The organism is Bacillus sp. JJ1521 (genome assembly GCF_036965165.1).
Lineage (GTDB): Bacteria > Bacillota > Bacilli > Bacillales > Bacillaceae_L > Ferdinandcohnia.
The window spans coordinates 28,842-43,314 of the sequence record NZ_JBALOX010000011.1 but is presented as its reverse complement, the minus strand read 5'-3'; the positions used below and the strand labels follow the sequence as shown (position 1 = coordinate 43,314).

Sequence of the window (14,473 nt, the reverse complement as noted above, 5' to 3'; positions counted from 1 at the left end):
TTCTATTAGTAATCGAAGTCATTTTTTACGTAAGGAAGGTGCCAAATGAGGTTACAAAAGAGGGTAGTCTTATTCCTTCTTCTATTCATTCTCATAATAGGAGGAACAGGGTGTATGAGTTCAAGTAGTGCAGGTACAGAGGAAAAAGCAATCCAGTATTTAGAAGAGAAGTATGATAAAGAGTTTGAGGTCATGTGGTCAAAAGAAGGAAGTAAGCTTTTCCAGGATTTATATGGCGGGGACATGATTACTGTTCATCCAAAGGGAGAGCCGGATATCGTCTTCATCGTGAAGGAATATAACGATGAGGGTGAATGGATAGATGATTATTTACCGGCCAAATGGGGCTATGAACTTCATCAAAAACTAGAAAAGGACATTGCGAAGGAACTCCCAGTGGGAACCGAATTTAAGGTGAATTTATCCGCGGGTAATGGCCAATATGATGAAACTATGGCTAACATGTCAGTCGATGAATTCCTCAGTGAAAATAAGGATGTTAAAGTTTCTCTCACTGCAGGCATAAAAACAAGCGGTGAACCAGATATCAATCAATACAGTGAGGGAATCTACAACTTGTTTCAATTACTAAAGGGATTAGGTGTTGATCTTTATGTGATTTCGGTTGGATTCGTTGATGAATCAGAGGAAATTACAGAATATATCCGATCATCATTTGTCAATAATCTACCATGGTCCAACTTAGATGCGAAGGTTTACGGAGAAGTGAATGTGGATGATCGGCTTGACCCTGAAAATCCTAGTGAAATTGTTCATCCAAGTGTAATCCTTCATAGTCCTGCAAATGTAATCGAGAACTACGAAGCGTTTGAGGAGTGATTCCATGTCACTAACTAATTTAACTGAAGAAGAAAAATATATTTTGTTGCAGTTATCTTATTTAGACATTCCTGATAATCTTCGCCCTAGTGAGAAAAAACCAGTAACGATCGATCGAATGATGGAGGAACTGAGTAAGAAATCCTTAGATGAAGGGACTCAGAAAAAGTTTGATGCGATTAAAGCCTATATGGACAGTGACGCTCATAAATTTTCACCGCTAAAAGAAGTTCAATTAGTTGGGTATCAAAATAACAATCCAAACGGTGGAAACACCTCTGATGGTAGATCCCATAGTGGTTTCGTTGGCTATGCGTTTACAGACAAAGATGGTAATGGAACAGCAATCTATAGGGGCAGTGAGGATTTAACAAATCCAGCCCATATCGCAACGGATTGGGTGTCAAATGTTGATGCGGGAATCGGAGTTGAAATCCGCCAACAAAGAGAAGCGGATGCCTTTTATAAAAGATATATTGCAGGTCTTGATGGTGAGCAATATGTATTCGGTCATTCGAAGGGAGGAAATCTTGCTGCATACGTTCTAGTCAATAATCTAGATGAACGGTTAAGTTCTTACATTGTGAACGGAGCGCCCTTGTATTGGTGGAGTTTAACCAAGGAGCAGCAAGAGGCTCTTAAAGGAGATCGAAACACTTTTATTGTCCATGAAGGGGATTTTGTCTCCTCTCTGGGGTATGCGCAATACGTTGATAAAACGGTTTATATCAATAATCCTGATGAGGGGCTTATGTATCCACATGGATTAGATAGTGTGAATTTTACAGCTGCTGGCGATTTTGAAAAGTATTTTGATGGTCAATCGAATACAAGAACCTTCGCAAATGCAGGGGCAGCAACTATTTTTTATTTAGTTTCCAAATTACCTAAGGTGCAAATCTATAAAATTTCTGTCTATATTCGTGAAGCCACGATGCAAATGTTAGAAGCAGCCGTTCGAGGGATTAGAATAGCCGTCGAATTTGTTAAAGACCAAGTAACAAAGCTTATTGCGGGGGTTCAGAAATTATCTCAAAAAATCAAAGCAGAGGTTACCCAGTTCTTTAATGACTTAGCTCAGAAAGCGGCAATGCTTTTTGTAAAAGTAGTCGCAAAGCTCGGTGGCTACTTCCCGGTTGAACCATACTTAAATGTTAACATCGATAGGCTTGTCTACTATGCTCAAAGACTTGAGAGCATTAAGCGTCGTGTGAGTGCACTAAATGATAGAATCGATTCCCTCTATTGGGAGGTAGACCTTTTAGATATCCGTCATGTGCTGAACGCCGATATCCTAACTTCATTTTCGTTTAGGCTCAATCAGAACATTAATTATCTAAATACAGCGGCCCGGTTACTTGAATCTAACGAAAGTAAGTTAGTCGGGAAGGCAAGGATTATTCGATAGGAGAAGACCAAAGGAGGTACCCCATGAAACCTCATGTTCAACGAAAGATTAATAGCATTATTGCTGAAATTAATGCGATCTCACGGGAGCTCGATGAGATCTCAAATGGTCTCAATCGTGAGTTCAAAGGGATTGGCTCTACAAAAAGTGCATCTAGCCTGCAGAGTGCAGCTGACAAGTACCGAAGGGTTGGCTATAACCTGAGAAGGATTTGAGATTTGAAGCTGGCTGACTAGCAAACTAGTAGAATCGTACCTGTTTTGTGCAACGTTTTTGCAGAAAGGGAACAAATACGAGCTTTGCGTGCCCATTTGCTTATGATTTCAGTGAAAATGGTAACGAAAAGCGGATAATCGTTCCCGACTGGATGATATTTTTTTGAAAAAGGTAACGTTTTAAGGTTATGCGTGCCCAATTTGATAGAGTTTTAGAAAAATAGGGAACGCATCGCACCTTAAGAACGCCTTTAGATAGTCCTTTTTATTAAAAAACGAACAAATGCAGATTTGCGATATATCAAAGGGCAAGTTTCATCAAAGGATACATCGCAAACACGTTTATCAGTATATCAAAGGTTCAGATTCGATAGCTCGATATACCACGAGTACCATTATCTGTATACCGCAAAGCTTGAATACACAAACGATATATCGCAAACACGTTATCAGTATATCAAAGGTTCAGATTCGATAGCTCGATATACCGCAAGTACTATTATCGGTATACCACAAAGCTTGAATACACAAACGATATATCGCAAACACGTTTTTCGGTATACCAAAGGTTCAAATTCGTTAGCTCGATATACCGCAAGTACCATTATCGGTATACCACCAAGCTTGAAACTCTAACTCGATATACCGCAAACGACATTATCGGTATACCATCAAGCTCGAAAACCGGACTCGGTATACCGCAAACCCGGTCACGACCCGAAAACCGTGCAAACACTAACCCAAAGTTCTCTCGGCCCAAGCCGAGTTAACTCATACATATTCCATTTAAAGGAGGTGAAAACAATGGCACGTTCAATTACAGTTGATCCAGCGAAATTAGACACTGCGGCTACTCGCATTGACCAACAATCTGCTGACTATGAGAGACTTTACAAGGCTCTTTATACAGAGGTTGAAGGCATGGGTGCAGCATGGCAAGGTACTGATAATATGGCATATGTTTCTCAAATCAAGGGCTTCATGGATGACTTCCAAAAAATGACGAACTTGATGAGACAATACTCCGAATTCTTAAAGTTAAGCTCAAAAACATATCGTGAAACACAAAGCGAGGTAGTAAACCAAGCACGTCGTTTAACCAACTAATTTTATTACCTACTAAACTACTAAAAAAGGAGGTGCCACTATGTCAGTTGATGGAATCAAGATTTCCCTTGGCGAGGTTAGTAAAACCGCTGGGCAAATCCGTACCCTAAACCAACAGCTTTCGACTGCATTAGAAGACATCAAGAAGGAAATGAACGGCTTAGCCGCTACATGGAACTCTGACGCTTCTAATACAATTCGCGGAAACTTCAATGCATTGGCTCCACGTTTCGAGGAATATCGCCAAGTTATTGATAGCTACGCAAAATTCCTAGACAACACAGTTACAAACTACAACGCAGCAGAAACAGCGATTAACAATAACGCTAGCGCATTTAAATAATCCATGTAGAGGGCAATTGGCCTCGCCGGTTGTCCTCATCTAACTTTATTCAGCGAAGTCCTTAACTAGGATGCCAAGACTATTCAATTCAGTTGGGTTCAACCCTGACTGAAATTAAGGAACTTAGACTAAGAACGCCACTTCCTTTGGCAACTTCTGAGTGACCCACATCGTGCTGGCCAAAGCCTTCGGCGGATGCCACAGATTTTCAATGGAAACTTTTCGCGTGTAAGAACAAAGACTACGAGCGCCACATCCTGTGGCAACGTCTTTTTGACCCACATCGTGTGGGCCTAAAAAACTGGGCGCAAATACGCCTAGGCGCATTTGATAGAAATGGGAGTGCAAGAAATGATCAAACATGTTGATTTACATATTGAAAACTACGGTGTTTCGAAATTCATCTTTTACAAGGTGCCGCGTGAAATCCGTGTTGATTTTACAGAAGCCGATAAGCTAAAAAACAACAAGGTTCCAGGGCTTTTGCCATGTGTTGTGATTAACAAGGACGATGAGGCGTACTTCCGCTATGACTTGGTGTCCGAGGTGACGCTTGGGCTAACCTCAACAAACCAACTCACAAAAGAGCAGATCCACTCGTTTTTCACCAATATCGTCGAAACATTGATTGAGGCTGAGCGAGTTGGGTTGAATGTGAACAACTTTGTTTTTGATGAGAACTACATCTTCATTGATAATTTTTCAAACAGATTAATTCTACTGTACATGCCAATTAAAAATAATATTTTTGAAAAGGTATCAATCCGGGAATTTTTCACCAACTTCTTACACTCCCACTCCTATGATGAAAATGATGACCTTACCTTTTTTGTGCGATTACATAATTATTTCGCGAAAGCAGAGGAAATCAATCTTTATGCGTTTCAAAAAAAGCTGCATGAGTTGTTGTTGAACAAGCCGGAATCACCTCAAAGCTTTAAGAATCTGCCAATCCAAGATGAGGAACCAAGGACACCGAATTACTATAGTCCTGGCAGTGAAATTAAGGCGACTGAAGAAAATAGCGTCATCACATCAGAATACAGTAGTAAATGGTCTGATAAAAAGACAAGACAAAAGCTTGAGATTGAAGAAGAGGTACAGTACAAGCGGATCACTCGTACTGAACTTGGCGAAGGAAATTCCCTGTTAGCGGGCGGAACCTCCATCAATATTAAGCCGAATGTTGGCAGCCCGATTTCGTTTGACACAGAGGATCCGGAGGAGGAAGAGGGGACAACCGTCCTCACAGCTTATAAGGAACCAGAAGAGGAAGAAGGAACAACGGCGCTCGGTGTGGGCACAAGCTTCCACCAGCAGCAACCATTCCTGCTCACAGCTACTCAAGAAAAAATCATGGTTACGAAGCGAGTTTTTAAAATCGGTCGTGACCCTGGAGTTACCGATTACACTTCGAAAAATAAAGTGGTTGGGCGCGTCCATGCGGAGTTGATTACTGATAACGGGGAATATTTTATCGTCGATAAGGAATCACGAAATGGCAGTTTCGTAAATGGAGTCAAGTTGATTCCGAAAAACAAGGTGAAAATTAAGCACGAGGACAAAATCAAATTAGCAAACGAAGAATTTGTCTTCCGTCTTTTTTAAGAGGTGAAAAAAGTGGCATTCATACATGCTTACCACACAGATGTTGGAATTAAGAAAAAAACAAACCAAGATGCCATGCTTGTTAAGACAGCAAAAACACCGAATGGCTATGTCGGCATGTTCGTTGTTTGTGATGGAATGGGCGGGCTCGACCAAGGGGAACTGGCGAGTGCCACGGTCGTTCGCGGACTCTCCGACTGGTTCGAAAAAGAGCTTCCAGACCTGCTTCATTCAAACGAGCAAGATGAGGACATCCGCGAAGCACTTGAGGCATGTATTACCGAGGAAAATGAAAAAATACTAGATTACGGGGATGAAACCAATACCCAGGTTGGAACTACGGTTACCGCGCTCCTCATTATTCATTCACGCTACTATATCATCCATATTGGCGATAGCCGAGCCTATCAAATTCAAGATCAGGTGACAAGGCTAACGAAGGACCAAACCTTAGTGGCTCGTGAGGTGGAGCGCGGAAATATCACACCCGAGCAAGCCCTGAGGGACCCGCGACGCAATGTGCTTTTACAATGTGTGGGTGCTACACGTGAGCTTGAGGTTATCATCCTCAGCGGTGAAACGGAGTCGGGGACCGTGTTCTTACTTTGTACGGATGGTTTTTATCATAAAATCACAGATGCCGAGCTGCTTGAGGAACTCCGACCGAACCCATTTTTAAATGAAAAGCAGTTAAAATACAAGGCGATTAAACTAGTCGATGCCGTGAAGGAACGAAAAGAGGTAGACAATATCTCAATCGTTCTTGCGCATGTAGTGTGAAGGGCCGAGATTTAGGAGCTTTAAGGATTGGACTTCGGATATAGTTTCGGAGTCTAGCTCCATGCGCCATCGGCTCGAGGTCANNTTGTCGCCGATAGACGGGCGCATTGCGCTTTTCAATTTTGGAGGAATCACATTGATTAAAATTGGATCATTTATAGATGATAGATATGAAGTATTGAAGGAAATTGGGCGCGGTGGGATGAGTATTGTCTATTTGGCGATGGACAACCGCCTCAACAAGTCCCTCGTCGTCAAGGATATCCGCAAACGCGACAACAGCAACAATGAGCTTCTCATTAACAGCTTAGTTGTCGAGGCTAATATGCTAAAAAAACTCGATCACGGCGCGCTTCCGAAGATTTACGACATCATCGAGTCGGAGGGCGACATTTATGTCGTGATGGATTATGTCGAGGGTGAATCACTCAAGCAAAAGCTGAAGCGGGAAAAAATTATCTCCGCAAAGCTCGTTATCAACTGGGCGAAGCAGCTTGCTGAGGTGCTCCATTATTTACATACAAGAAAGCCACATCCGATTATTTACCGCGACATGAAGCCCGACAATATCATGCTCACCCCGGAGGGAAAAATAAAGCTGATTGACTTTGGAATAGCCCGTGAATTTAAGGACGAGAGCCTGACGGACACGACAAATCTCGGAACGAAAACCTATGCCGCACCCGAGCAGCTAAGCGGCAAACGTACCGATGCCCGAACGGATATTTATAGCTTGGGCTTAACTCTGTATCAGCTAATCACCGGAAAAAGCCTAGCCGACCCGCCGTATGAAGTAAGACCAATTCGCCAATGGGACCCAACTTTACCAGAAGGTCTCGAGCACATCATTTTAAAATGTACCCAGGCTGAACCAGAAAATCGCTACCAAACGTGTGAGGAGCTTTTATACGATCTTGAAAACATCAACAAGCTCACTGCGGGCTACCGGAAAAAAATGATGAAGCGGCTCTATCTCTTTTTAATACCTGCTGTATTATGTCTCGGTTTTTCTACTACGTCAGTGTTCGGTTATCAAGGGATGAAAAATGTGCAGTTCCAGGATTACATGGGGCTTGTTAATGAATCTAGCATTGCATTAATTGAGGGCGATGATACGGAAGCAATCAAGCTACTGGAAAAAGCAATTAAGGTTGACAAGGGACGTGCATCTGCCTATAACAATCTACTCGATGTGTATATCAATCGAAATGAAGTGGACACGGGCCTATCAAAAATTGAGTCCTATATCAATGATGAATACGGAAATATCCATAAAAACAGTGAAGTTCTTTTTAAACTCGGAATGACGTATTTTGACCGGAAACGCGATTACCCAGTAGCACTGAAGTATTTTAAGCAGGTGGATGAAAAAAAGATTCCGGACGCGACCTACTATATCACGCTTGCGACAACATTGGGCGGGATGAATATTGATTACGAGCAGTTCTCTACGAATCTATTAGAGTTTGAATCATTCAATGACAATCTTCCGAACAACGCGAAAAAGGTAGATAACTATAATTCGCTTGCCAATATTTACATTTCGTATAAGGGGCAAATCGTAAACGCCAACACAAAAGCAATCACTGTTGTGCAAAAGGCGCAGAGAGTTCTCGAACTAGCTCCGGATGAGCAGCTACAGCTGAAATACGAGATTGAATTCGGGCAAAAGCTTGCCCAGGCCTTTTACAGTCGAGGTGTTAATTCAGAGGATCAGGTTGCCGCTCGGGACGATTTTGAGCAGGCGATTGAGCATTACAATCATCTTCTCGAACTGAATGTGCCAAATAAGGAAGAGGTAATGGTCAATATCGGCGTCATTTATCAGGAGATGAGGAATCATTCTCAGGCAGTCGAGCAATTTGAAGAGATTATTAAGGAATACCCGAATAGCCTGAACGCGTATGTGAAGCTGGGTAATCTATTGCTTGATATTGAGCAAGGAAAGCAGGAGGACCAGCGCAACTACAGCAAAGCAAAGGAAGTCTTTGAAAATGTTGGTCAGCTTGAAAATGCTAAGGAAAACGAAGCCTATAAAAAACTGGCAAGACGCATGGCAAACTTAAACATCAGCTAGGTTGTCTAGCTCCAGGCGCCATCGGCTCTCTGGTCTAGCCAATCGCTTCGGAAGGTAAAATGCACCTTCTATCAGCGCTTATCTTATGCTTGTCGCCGATATGTGGCGCATTGCGCTTTTCAATGAAGGAGGGCACTCGATTGGAATATCAAATAATGTTTTATGGGGGATTAGCAGGCGCGCTGATCACGCTTTTCATCTCGATTATCGTCTATATGAAGCTACAAATCTCTCAAGTTTTTGCAGACCTTACGGGAAATCGATTTAAGAGAAAGAGGAATAACGACCGCATTTCCCTAGAAGCCCAGGAAACGAAGCGAACAACAAGTGAAATCAAGCTACGGAAAAAAGAGGTTCTGGTTGCGGCAGCAGTTGAGGACACAGCCCTCATAAGCCATGAGCTCAAGTCCACCTCCTTTCATGAAGAAACGAACATCGCACCTACGGCTCTACTGGCAGGGGAAGAAACTTCATTATTGGAGGAAACCTCGCTTTTATTTGAGGAAATGGCCCTTTTACAGGATGACGATGAGACGACATTGCTAGTTGATGAGGACGAAACATCGATCCTACTCGAAGGTGATGGTGAAACCGCCATTCTTACTGAACCTGAGGAAGAGTCTGATTTCCAAATCGAAGTGGATGTAATGATCATTCATACAAATAAACAGATTGAACAAAGGAGCGTAGTAAAGTGATAGCAATGATCTCAAAAAGCTACCGAAAAAATAAATCGATCTTCTGGATACCGATTGCGTTTGTGTTGGTGCTGTCGGCGGTTTTGTCTAGTGGTAAGGCATTTTCTTCACCTGAAACCATAATGAAGATTACCTTTAATGGTGATATTTGGGATACGAATAATCAGATAGACTTAAATAAAGAATGGATAACGAATGCCCATGGAAATAAGATATCATTTGAAGTGGATTTAAGCGAAAACGTTCAAGAAGGTGTTACGAATACATCAGAAGTACCTGTTGAGGTATCGGTAAGGGAAGATTCAGAAATTAAAGAAGTAGGAATTACTATTAATGAACTTCCTGGAGCGGTGGGAACAGGAAAATATTTAGTAACGATTCCTGTTAATGAAAATACTCCAGATGGGGAATTAAAACTAAAAATAAATACTAAGAAAAATATTTCTTGGGATTTGCCAGACCATCCAAGGGACTTTTCACTTATAAAAGATACTACAGCACCTATTGTAGAGATATTTAACCAAGACGGTACTGAATATGTAGATGACCGGGTACATTCTGTTGGTTTAAGTTTAAAGGTAAATGTGACTGAGAAAAATTTGAATTTAGATGATGCCGATATCAGCATCGTAAGAAATGATAAAGATTACAAAAAAGTAACACCAAGTATAAGCCATAATGGAGAACTAACAATCTATGATTATTCCTTTAGTGAAGAAGGAGAATATCAGCTAGCTGTAAAAACAGAGGACAAAGTTGGTAATAAAGATACTGAATCTAGTGAAAGTATAACCTTCTCAATCAATAAAAATGCACCAAAATTATCGGTTGTTAAAAAGGAGGCTGACAAAGCATCCGAAGTATCACATAACGGTGTCACCAATGCACAAGAATTAGAGCTAAAGGTTGATAGTAATATATCTATTAAGACGATAACCTTAACGGCAGATAGAGATGGTGAGCCATATAAGCTAGACGACGAAAGTTTCAAATTTAGCATTTTAAAAAGAACTGCAACCCTAACACATCAATTTCCTATCGGAAAATATGATATTAATGTTGTAGTAACAGATTGGCATCCCAATGGGAAGACCTATAGGTTAGATAAATTTTCCTTCACAGTTGACCATGAGGCACCAACCCTTTCAATAAGTTCTGATGAAACCGAAATAACAAAACCAAAAAATGTGACAATAACTGCGGAAGATCCAAATTTCGATTTATCACAGACCAGCCTTACAGTAACAAGAAATGGTGAAACATATGAAGTTGAAAATTTAGAATTGGATTCTTCGGGAAAAAAAGCTACAAAAGTTTACAAATTTGAAGATGAAGGTTCATATGTTGTTAAACTTGAATCTACTGATAAGGCAGGAAATAAAGCGGGACCTGAAGAAATCTCCTTTACTGTAGATAAGGATGCACCAAGAATTACAGTTGAGGGTGTTGAGGATAAAAAATATTATANNGTGTAGATCAACAAAAAGTAAAAATAAAAGTTGAGGACTTACATTTAGATTTAGAGCAAACGTCGGCAAAGATTACAAAAGATGGAACTAGTACTACGATTCCTTTTACAATGATTGAGGGAAGTACGATTACTGCTGAAGCTACACATACATTTATCGAGAATGGTGAATACACTATCACATTAAATGCAACAGATAGTCAAGGTAATGCTACTGCAACGCAAACAATTGCTTTTACAATCGATAACCTTCCTCCAGACATAAACATTTCTTTTGTTGATGCAGAAGAGGGGCAAAGAGATTTTAATAAAAAACAAAAAGTTATTGTTAGTATTACAGAAAGTAACTTTGATTTAGACAACTCGACTTATACTATAACGAAAGATAACAAAGTTCCCGAAACAAAAAAGGATTTTAATGTAGACGGTAATAAAGCTATAAAAGAGCTCACATTTGCTGATGATGGAGTTTACAAGCTAAAGGTTAATTCAACTGACTTTGCGAAAAATACAGCAGAAGAGGTTGAGGTAACATTTACAATTGACCAGGTTGGTCCAAAGATTAATATTACCGGTGCAGAAAACAATAAGCACTACAATAAAAAAGAAATGGATGAAAATTTCAAAAACGGAATTACAGTTAATGCTTCAGTTGAAGATTATACCTTAGACGAATCATCACTTAGATTAACAGTTACTCGTGACGGTGAAACGATTATAGACGTTGAGGGTCCAGAAGGCTGGAAGAACTTATACGAGTGGTGGTGGATTAAAGGTAAAAAGCAAGAGCTAACCTTTAAAGAGGATGGAGAATACAAAGTAACTGTATATGCAGCAGATGACCATAAAGCTAATACAAGTGAAACGTTAACATTTACAATTGATAGAGTAGCTCCTAAAGTGACTGTATCTGGCGATGAAGGTGGAATCAAAGATAATGCTTTCGTCAAAAGAGGCAAGGAATTAACTATCAAAGTAGATGAGAAGCATTATGAAAACAATAAGGTTGTAATAAATGTTACGAAGGATGGTAAATCTTATAGTCTTGGAACTTGGAAGAATACTGGTACGATCTCTCAGCTAAAGCATAGCTTTAATGAAGACGGAAAATACCATGTATCTGTTAGTGCAGTTGATAAAGCTGGGAATGTTAGTAACACTGACACGTTAAACTTTACAGTTGACGAGACACCACCAGTAATTAAGGTTAATGTGAGTAAAGACTTTAAAGAATTTAATTCCAAAGAGCAATGGGTAGAAATTCAAGTTGATGAATTAAATTACTTAAATAATGATGTAACAATTAATGTGACAAAAAACGGTAAACCATTTGATGTTGGAACATGGGATGAATATGGAACTACTTCGAAGCTAGGTCACCTTTTTAATAAGGACGGAGACTATGTGATTAAGGTATCCTCGAGGGATGCGGCGGGTAACATTGCGGATGCAAAGGAAGTTACATTCACAATTGACGAAAGTTCTCCTGCCTTAAAAATCACAGGCGTCGAGCATATGACGGATTACAATGTGAGCAAGCAAGTTTCATTCGAAGTAACCGATGCAAACATTGACCAAACGTCAATACGCGTGACAAAGAATGGCAAAGCGTATGAGGTTGGTGCACCGGAACAGTCTAGAACGAAAGCAAGCCTAACCCATAATTTTAAAGAAGAAGGCAGTTACGTCCTATACTTCAATGCAACTGATAAATCAGGCAACAAAACGACACATGATGAAATTGCGTTCATCATCGATAAAACCAATCCGGTTGTAAAAATTGATGGTGTTGACCACCAGTCCTTTAACCCAACTGGCAAGCGGGTAACGGTTTCTGTTGATGAATTGAATTTTGGTACGAACGATGTTTCGCTTTCTGCGACAAAGGATGGCAAGGCATTTAACATCGGAGCATGGAAAAACAGCAATATTTTTTCTAGCTTAAGCTACAATTTTAATGATGATGGCTTGTACACGATTGCCATTAGCGCAAAAGATAAGGCTGGAAACGGTCCAATCAATGCGAACAAGACATTTACAATCGATACAACAAAGCCTGCGATCGAAATTACGGGTGTAGAAAATGCGGCACATTATAATGTAGATAAACCAGTTAGTGTCACGATACGTGATGTGAACCTTGATATGAATCGTATCAACGTGACACGAAATGGAAGAAGCTATAATGCTGGTGGTTTTGCGGTAGCGAATCAGACAGCAAGACTCAGCCATAATTTTAGCCAGGAAGGTGACTATGTCATCCATGTTGAAGCAATTGACAAAGCGGGCAACCAGTTCACCAACCAGATTGCTTTTACAATCGATAAAACAGCTCCAGTCATCACACCGAAATTTAAAGGTCAAAGCCGTGTCATTAAGGATGGCGAGTATATAAATGAAGTGTTCACACCTGAATTTGCGCTTGACCAAGCTGAAGACACAATCGTTTCGGTAACGATGAATGGTTCAAATGTGACAGGCAGAATTCCAACGGCTTCACTTGAAATGGCGTACAAATTCAGTGTTCTTGCACGAGATAAAGCAGGAAATGAATCAACAATCGATATTAGTTTTATCCTTGATACAACAAAACCGTTGTTGAATATTACAGGTGTTATTGATGGATTCTTTAACAAGAATCAAATGCCGAATGTAACTTATTCAGACCGCTATCTTGATTCAAGTCGTTCAAGAGTAACACTGAATGGTCGCCCGTATGTAAATGGGTTGCAGCTAAGTGATGAAGGAGATTACATTTTAAAAGCTGAGATTTATGACTTAGCAAACAATGTGTCATCCCGAACAATCGTGTTTACAATTGATAAAACAGCCCCAGTTATTAAATTTAAGGAAGCTATTTCAGAGAAATATTTCAAGGAAAGCTTGCTTCCAGAGCTGTTGATTGAGGATCTAAATGCCTATGATATCATTTCACAAACCTTGAATGGTCAGCCTTATAACTTAGGCGATCCGATTGAGGAAGAAGGAAAGCACGTACTTTTCTTCGAGGTAAAGGATAAAGCAGGAAATATCCAGCAGCTAAGTGTTGAGTTTATTATTGATAAAACACCTCCGAAAGTTCTTTTCGATGGCGTGGAAAGAAACGAAACATATCGTGACCCAGTGACGATCTCCATCAGCCTTGATAATCCAAGTGATGCCCTCAAGTCTGTGATGATCAATGGAGAGCTCTTTAACGGTGATGTAAAAGAAGTGAACGGTACAAAAGTGATTACCGTTACACTTTCTGATATCAACCAATACAAGATTGAAGTATTAGCTGTTGATGAAGCGGGTAACGAGAAAAATGAAGTCATGGAATTCGAAATCATTGAGAAAAGCGTACTCGTGAAGTTTTACGAGAATAAACCGTTATTTGCGGGCACAATGGTTGGACTTGTCGGTGCAGCAGCAGCTAGTGCTGTCGCGCTACGTCGAAGCATTATCCGAAGAAGAGACGCGAAGGATATGTAACATTGGAACATAAGATCAAAGACTAAGAACGCCACGTCCTGTGGCAACGTCTTTGTGACCCGCATCGTGTGGGCCTCAGGCATTCGCAGTTCAAGCGAATGCCTGTTTTTGAAAAAAAGTTTGAGGCGATGCGTATGTTAGAAATTCTATCGATTAGAATCGATATCGCTTTAGTTGGGTCACAACTATTGTCTGGGATATCATCTACTAATTTTGCTCGAAACCTTACAATTAATTATGTATCTTCATTTGAAGTATAAAAACATATCCCGAAACCAAAGATGACTTTTACAGTCGTCTTTTTTTAATTTCGAATAGTAAGTATGAACTAACTGAAAAACAAAATCTAAGTCTAAATTCCTATTCCTACCAATTTTATCATAATTTTTACCGTAAGTTTACAAGCTATTAACAGTATACAGATAAGATTTACATTGAAGATAAAAATTGCAGGA

12 protein-coding genes are annotated in these 14,473 nt (G+C 40.3%); all 12 read left to right on the top strand.

The genetic code is table 11. The features are described 5' to 3' along the window. The first annotated feature begins 114 nt into the window (after positions 1–114). Positions 115–840, top strand: a complete 726-nt coding sequence (locus V7147_RS02145) for a hypothetical protein (RefSeq protein WP_335366209.1) — start codon at positions 115–117, stop codon at positions 838–840. A 4-nt stretch (positions 841–844) separates the two neighbouring features. Beyond that, entirely contained in the window at positions 845–2,248 is a 1,404-nt protein-coding gene (locus tag V7147_RS02140; protein ID WP_335366208.1) for an Mbeg1-like protein, read from the top strand. 23 nt (positions 2,249–2,271) lie between these two features. Then, complete coding sequence (locus V7147_RS02135; protein ID WP_057997876.1) at positions 2,272–2,463, top strand: hypothetical protein; 192 nt, start codon at positions 2,272–2,274, stop codon at positions 2,461–2,463. An 804-nt stretch (positions 2,464–3,267) separates the two neighbouring features. Continuing rightward, complete coding sequence (locus V7147_RS02130) at positions 3,268–3,570, top strand: WXG100 family type VII secretion target (protein WP_335366207.1); 303 nt, start codon at positions 3,268–3,270, stop codon at positions 3,568–3,570. Positions 3,571–3,610: 40 nt separating this feature from the next. Beyond that, entirely contained in the window at positions 3,611–3,913 is a 303-nt protein-coding gene (locus tag V7147_RS02125) for a pore-forming ESAT-6 family protein (protein ID WP_010676860.1), read from the top strand. A 351-nt stretch (positions 3,914–4,264) separates the two neighbouring features. Next, positions 4,265–5,521 (top strand): DUF6382 domain-containing protein, encoded by a 1,257-nt coding sequence (locus tag V7147_RS02120; RefSeq protein WP_335366206.1) that lies wholly within the window; start codon positions 4,265–4,267, stop codon positions 5,519–5,521. 12 nt (positions 5,522–5,533) lie between these two features. Further along, positions 5,534–6,301 carry a PP2C family protein-serine/threonine phosphatase gene (locus V7147_RS02115; RefSeq protein ID WP_335366205.1) on the top strand — a complete coding sequence of 256 codons (768 nt, stop codon included), beginning with the start codon at positions 5,534–5,536 and terminating at the stop codon, positions 6,299–6,301. Between the two features lie 136 nt (positions 6,302–6,437). Beyond that, positions 6,438–8,378, top strand: a complete 1,941-nt coding sequence (locus V7147_RS02110; protein WP_335366204.1) for a protein kinase domain-containing protein — start codon at positions 6,438–6,440, stop codon at positions 8,376–8,378. 140 nt (positions 8,379–8,518) lie between these two features. Continuing rightward, complete coding sequence (locus V7147_RS02105; RefSeq protein ID WP_335366203.1) at positions 8,519–9,076, top strand: hypothetical protein; 558 nt, start codon at positions 8,519–8,521, stop codon at positions 9,074–9,076. Positions 9,077–9,081: 5 nt separating this feature from the next. Next, positions 9,082–10,551, top strand: coding sequence for an Ig-like domain-containing protein (locus V7147_RS02100; protein WP_438824530.1), 1,470 nt, complete (start codon positions 9,082–9,084; stop codon positions 10,549–10,551). Beyond that, positions 10,536–14,018, top strand: coding sequence for an Ig-like domain-containing protein (locus tag V7147_RS02095; protein WP_335366337.1), 3,483 nt, complete (start codon positions 10,536–10,538; stop codon positions 14,016–14,018). The genes V7147_RS02100 and V7147_RS02095 overlap by 16 nt, the downstream gene beginning before the upstream one ends. A 134-nt stretch (positions 14,019–14,152) precedes the next feature. After that, the gene (locus tag V7147_RS02090) at positions 14,153–14,278 is read left to right on the top strand and encodes a hypothetical protein (protein WP_335366201.1); all 126 of its coding nucleotides are present in this window, start codon (positions 14,153–14,155) and stop codon (positions 14,276–14,278) included. Positions 14,279–14,473 lie beyond the last annotated feature (195 nt).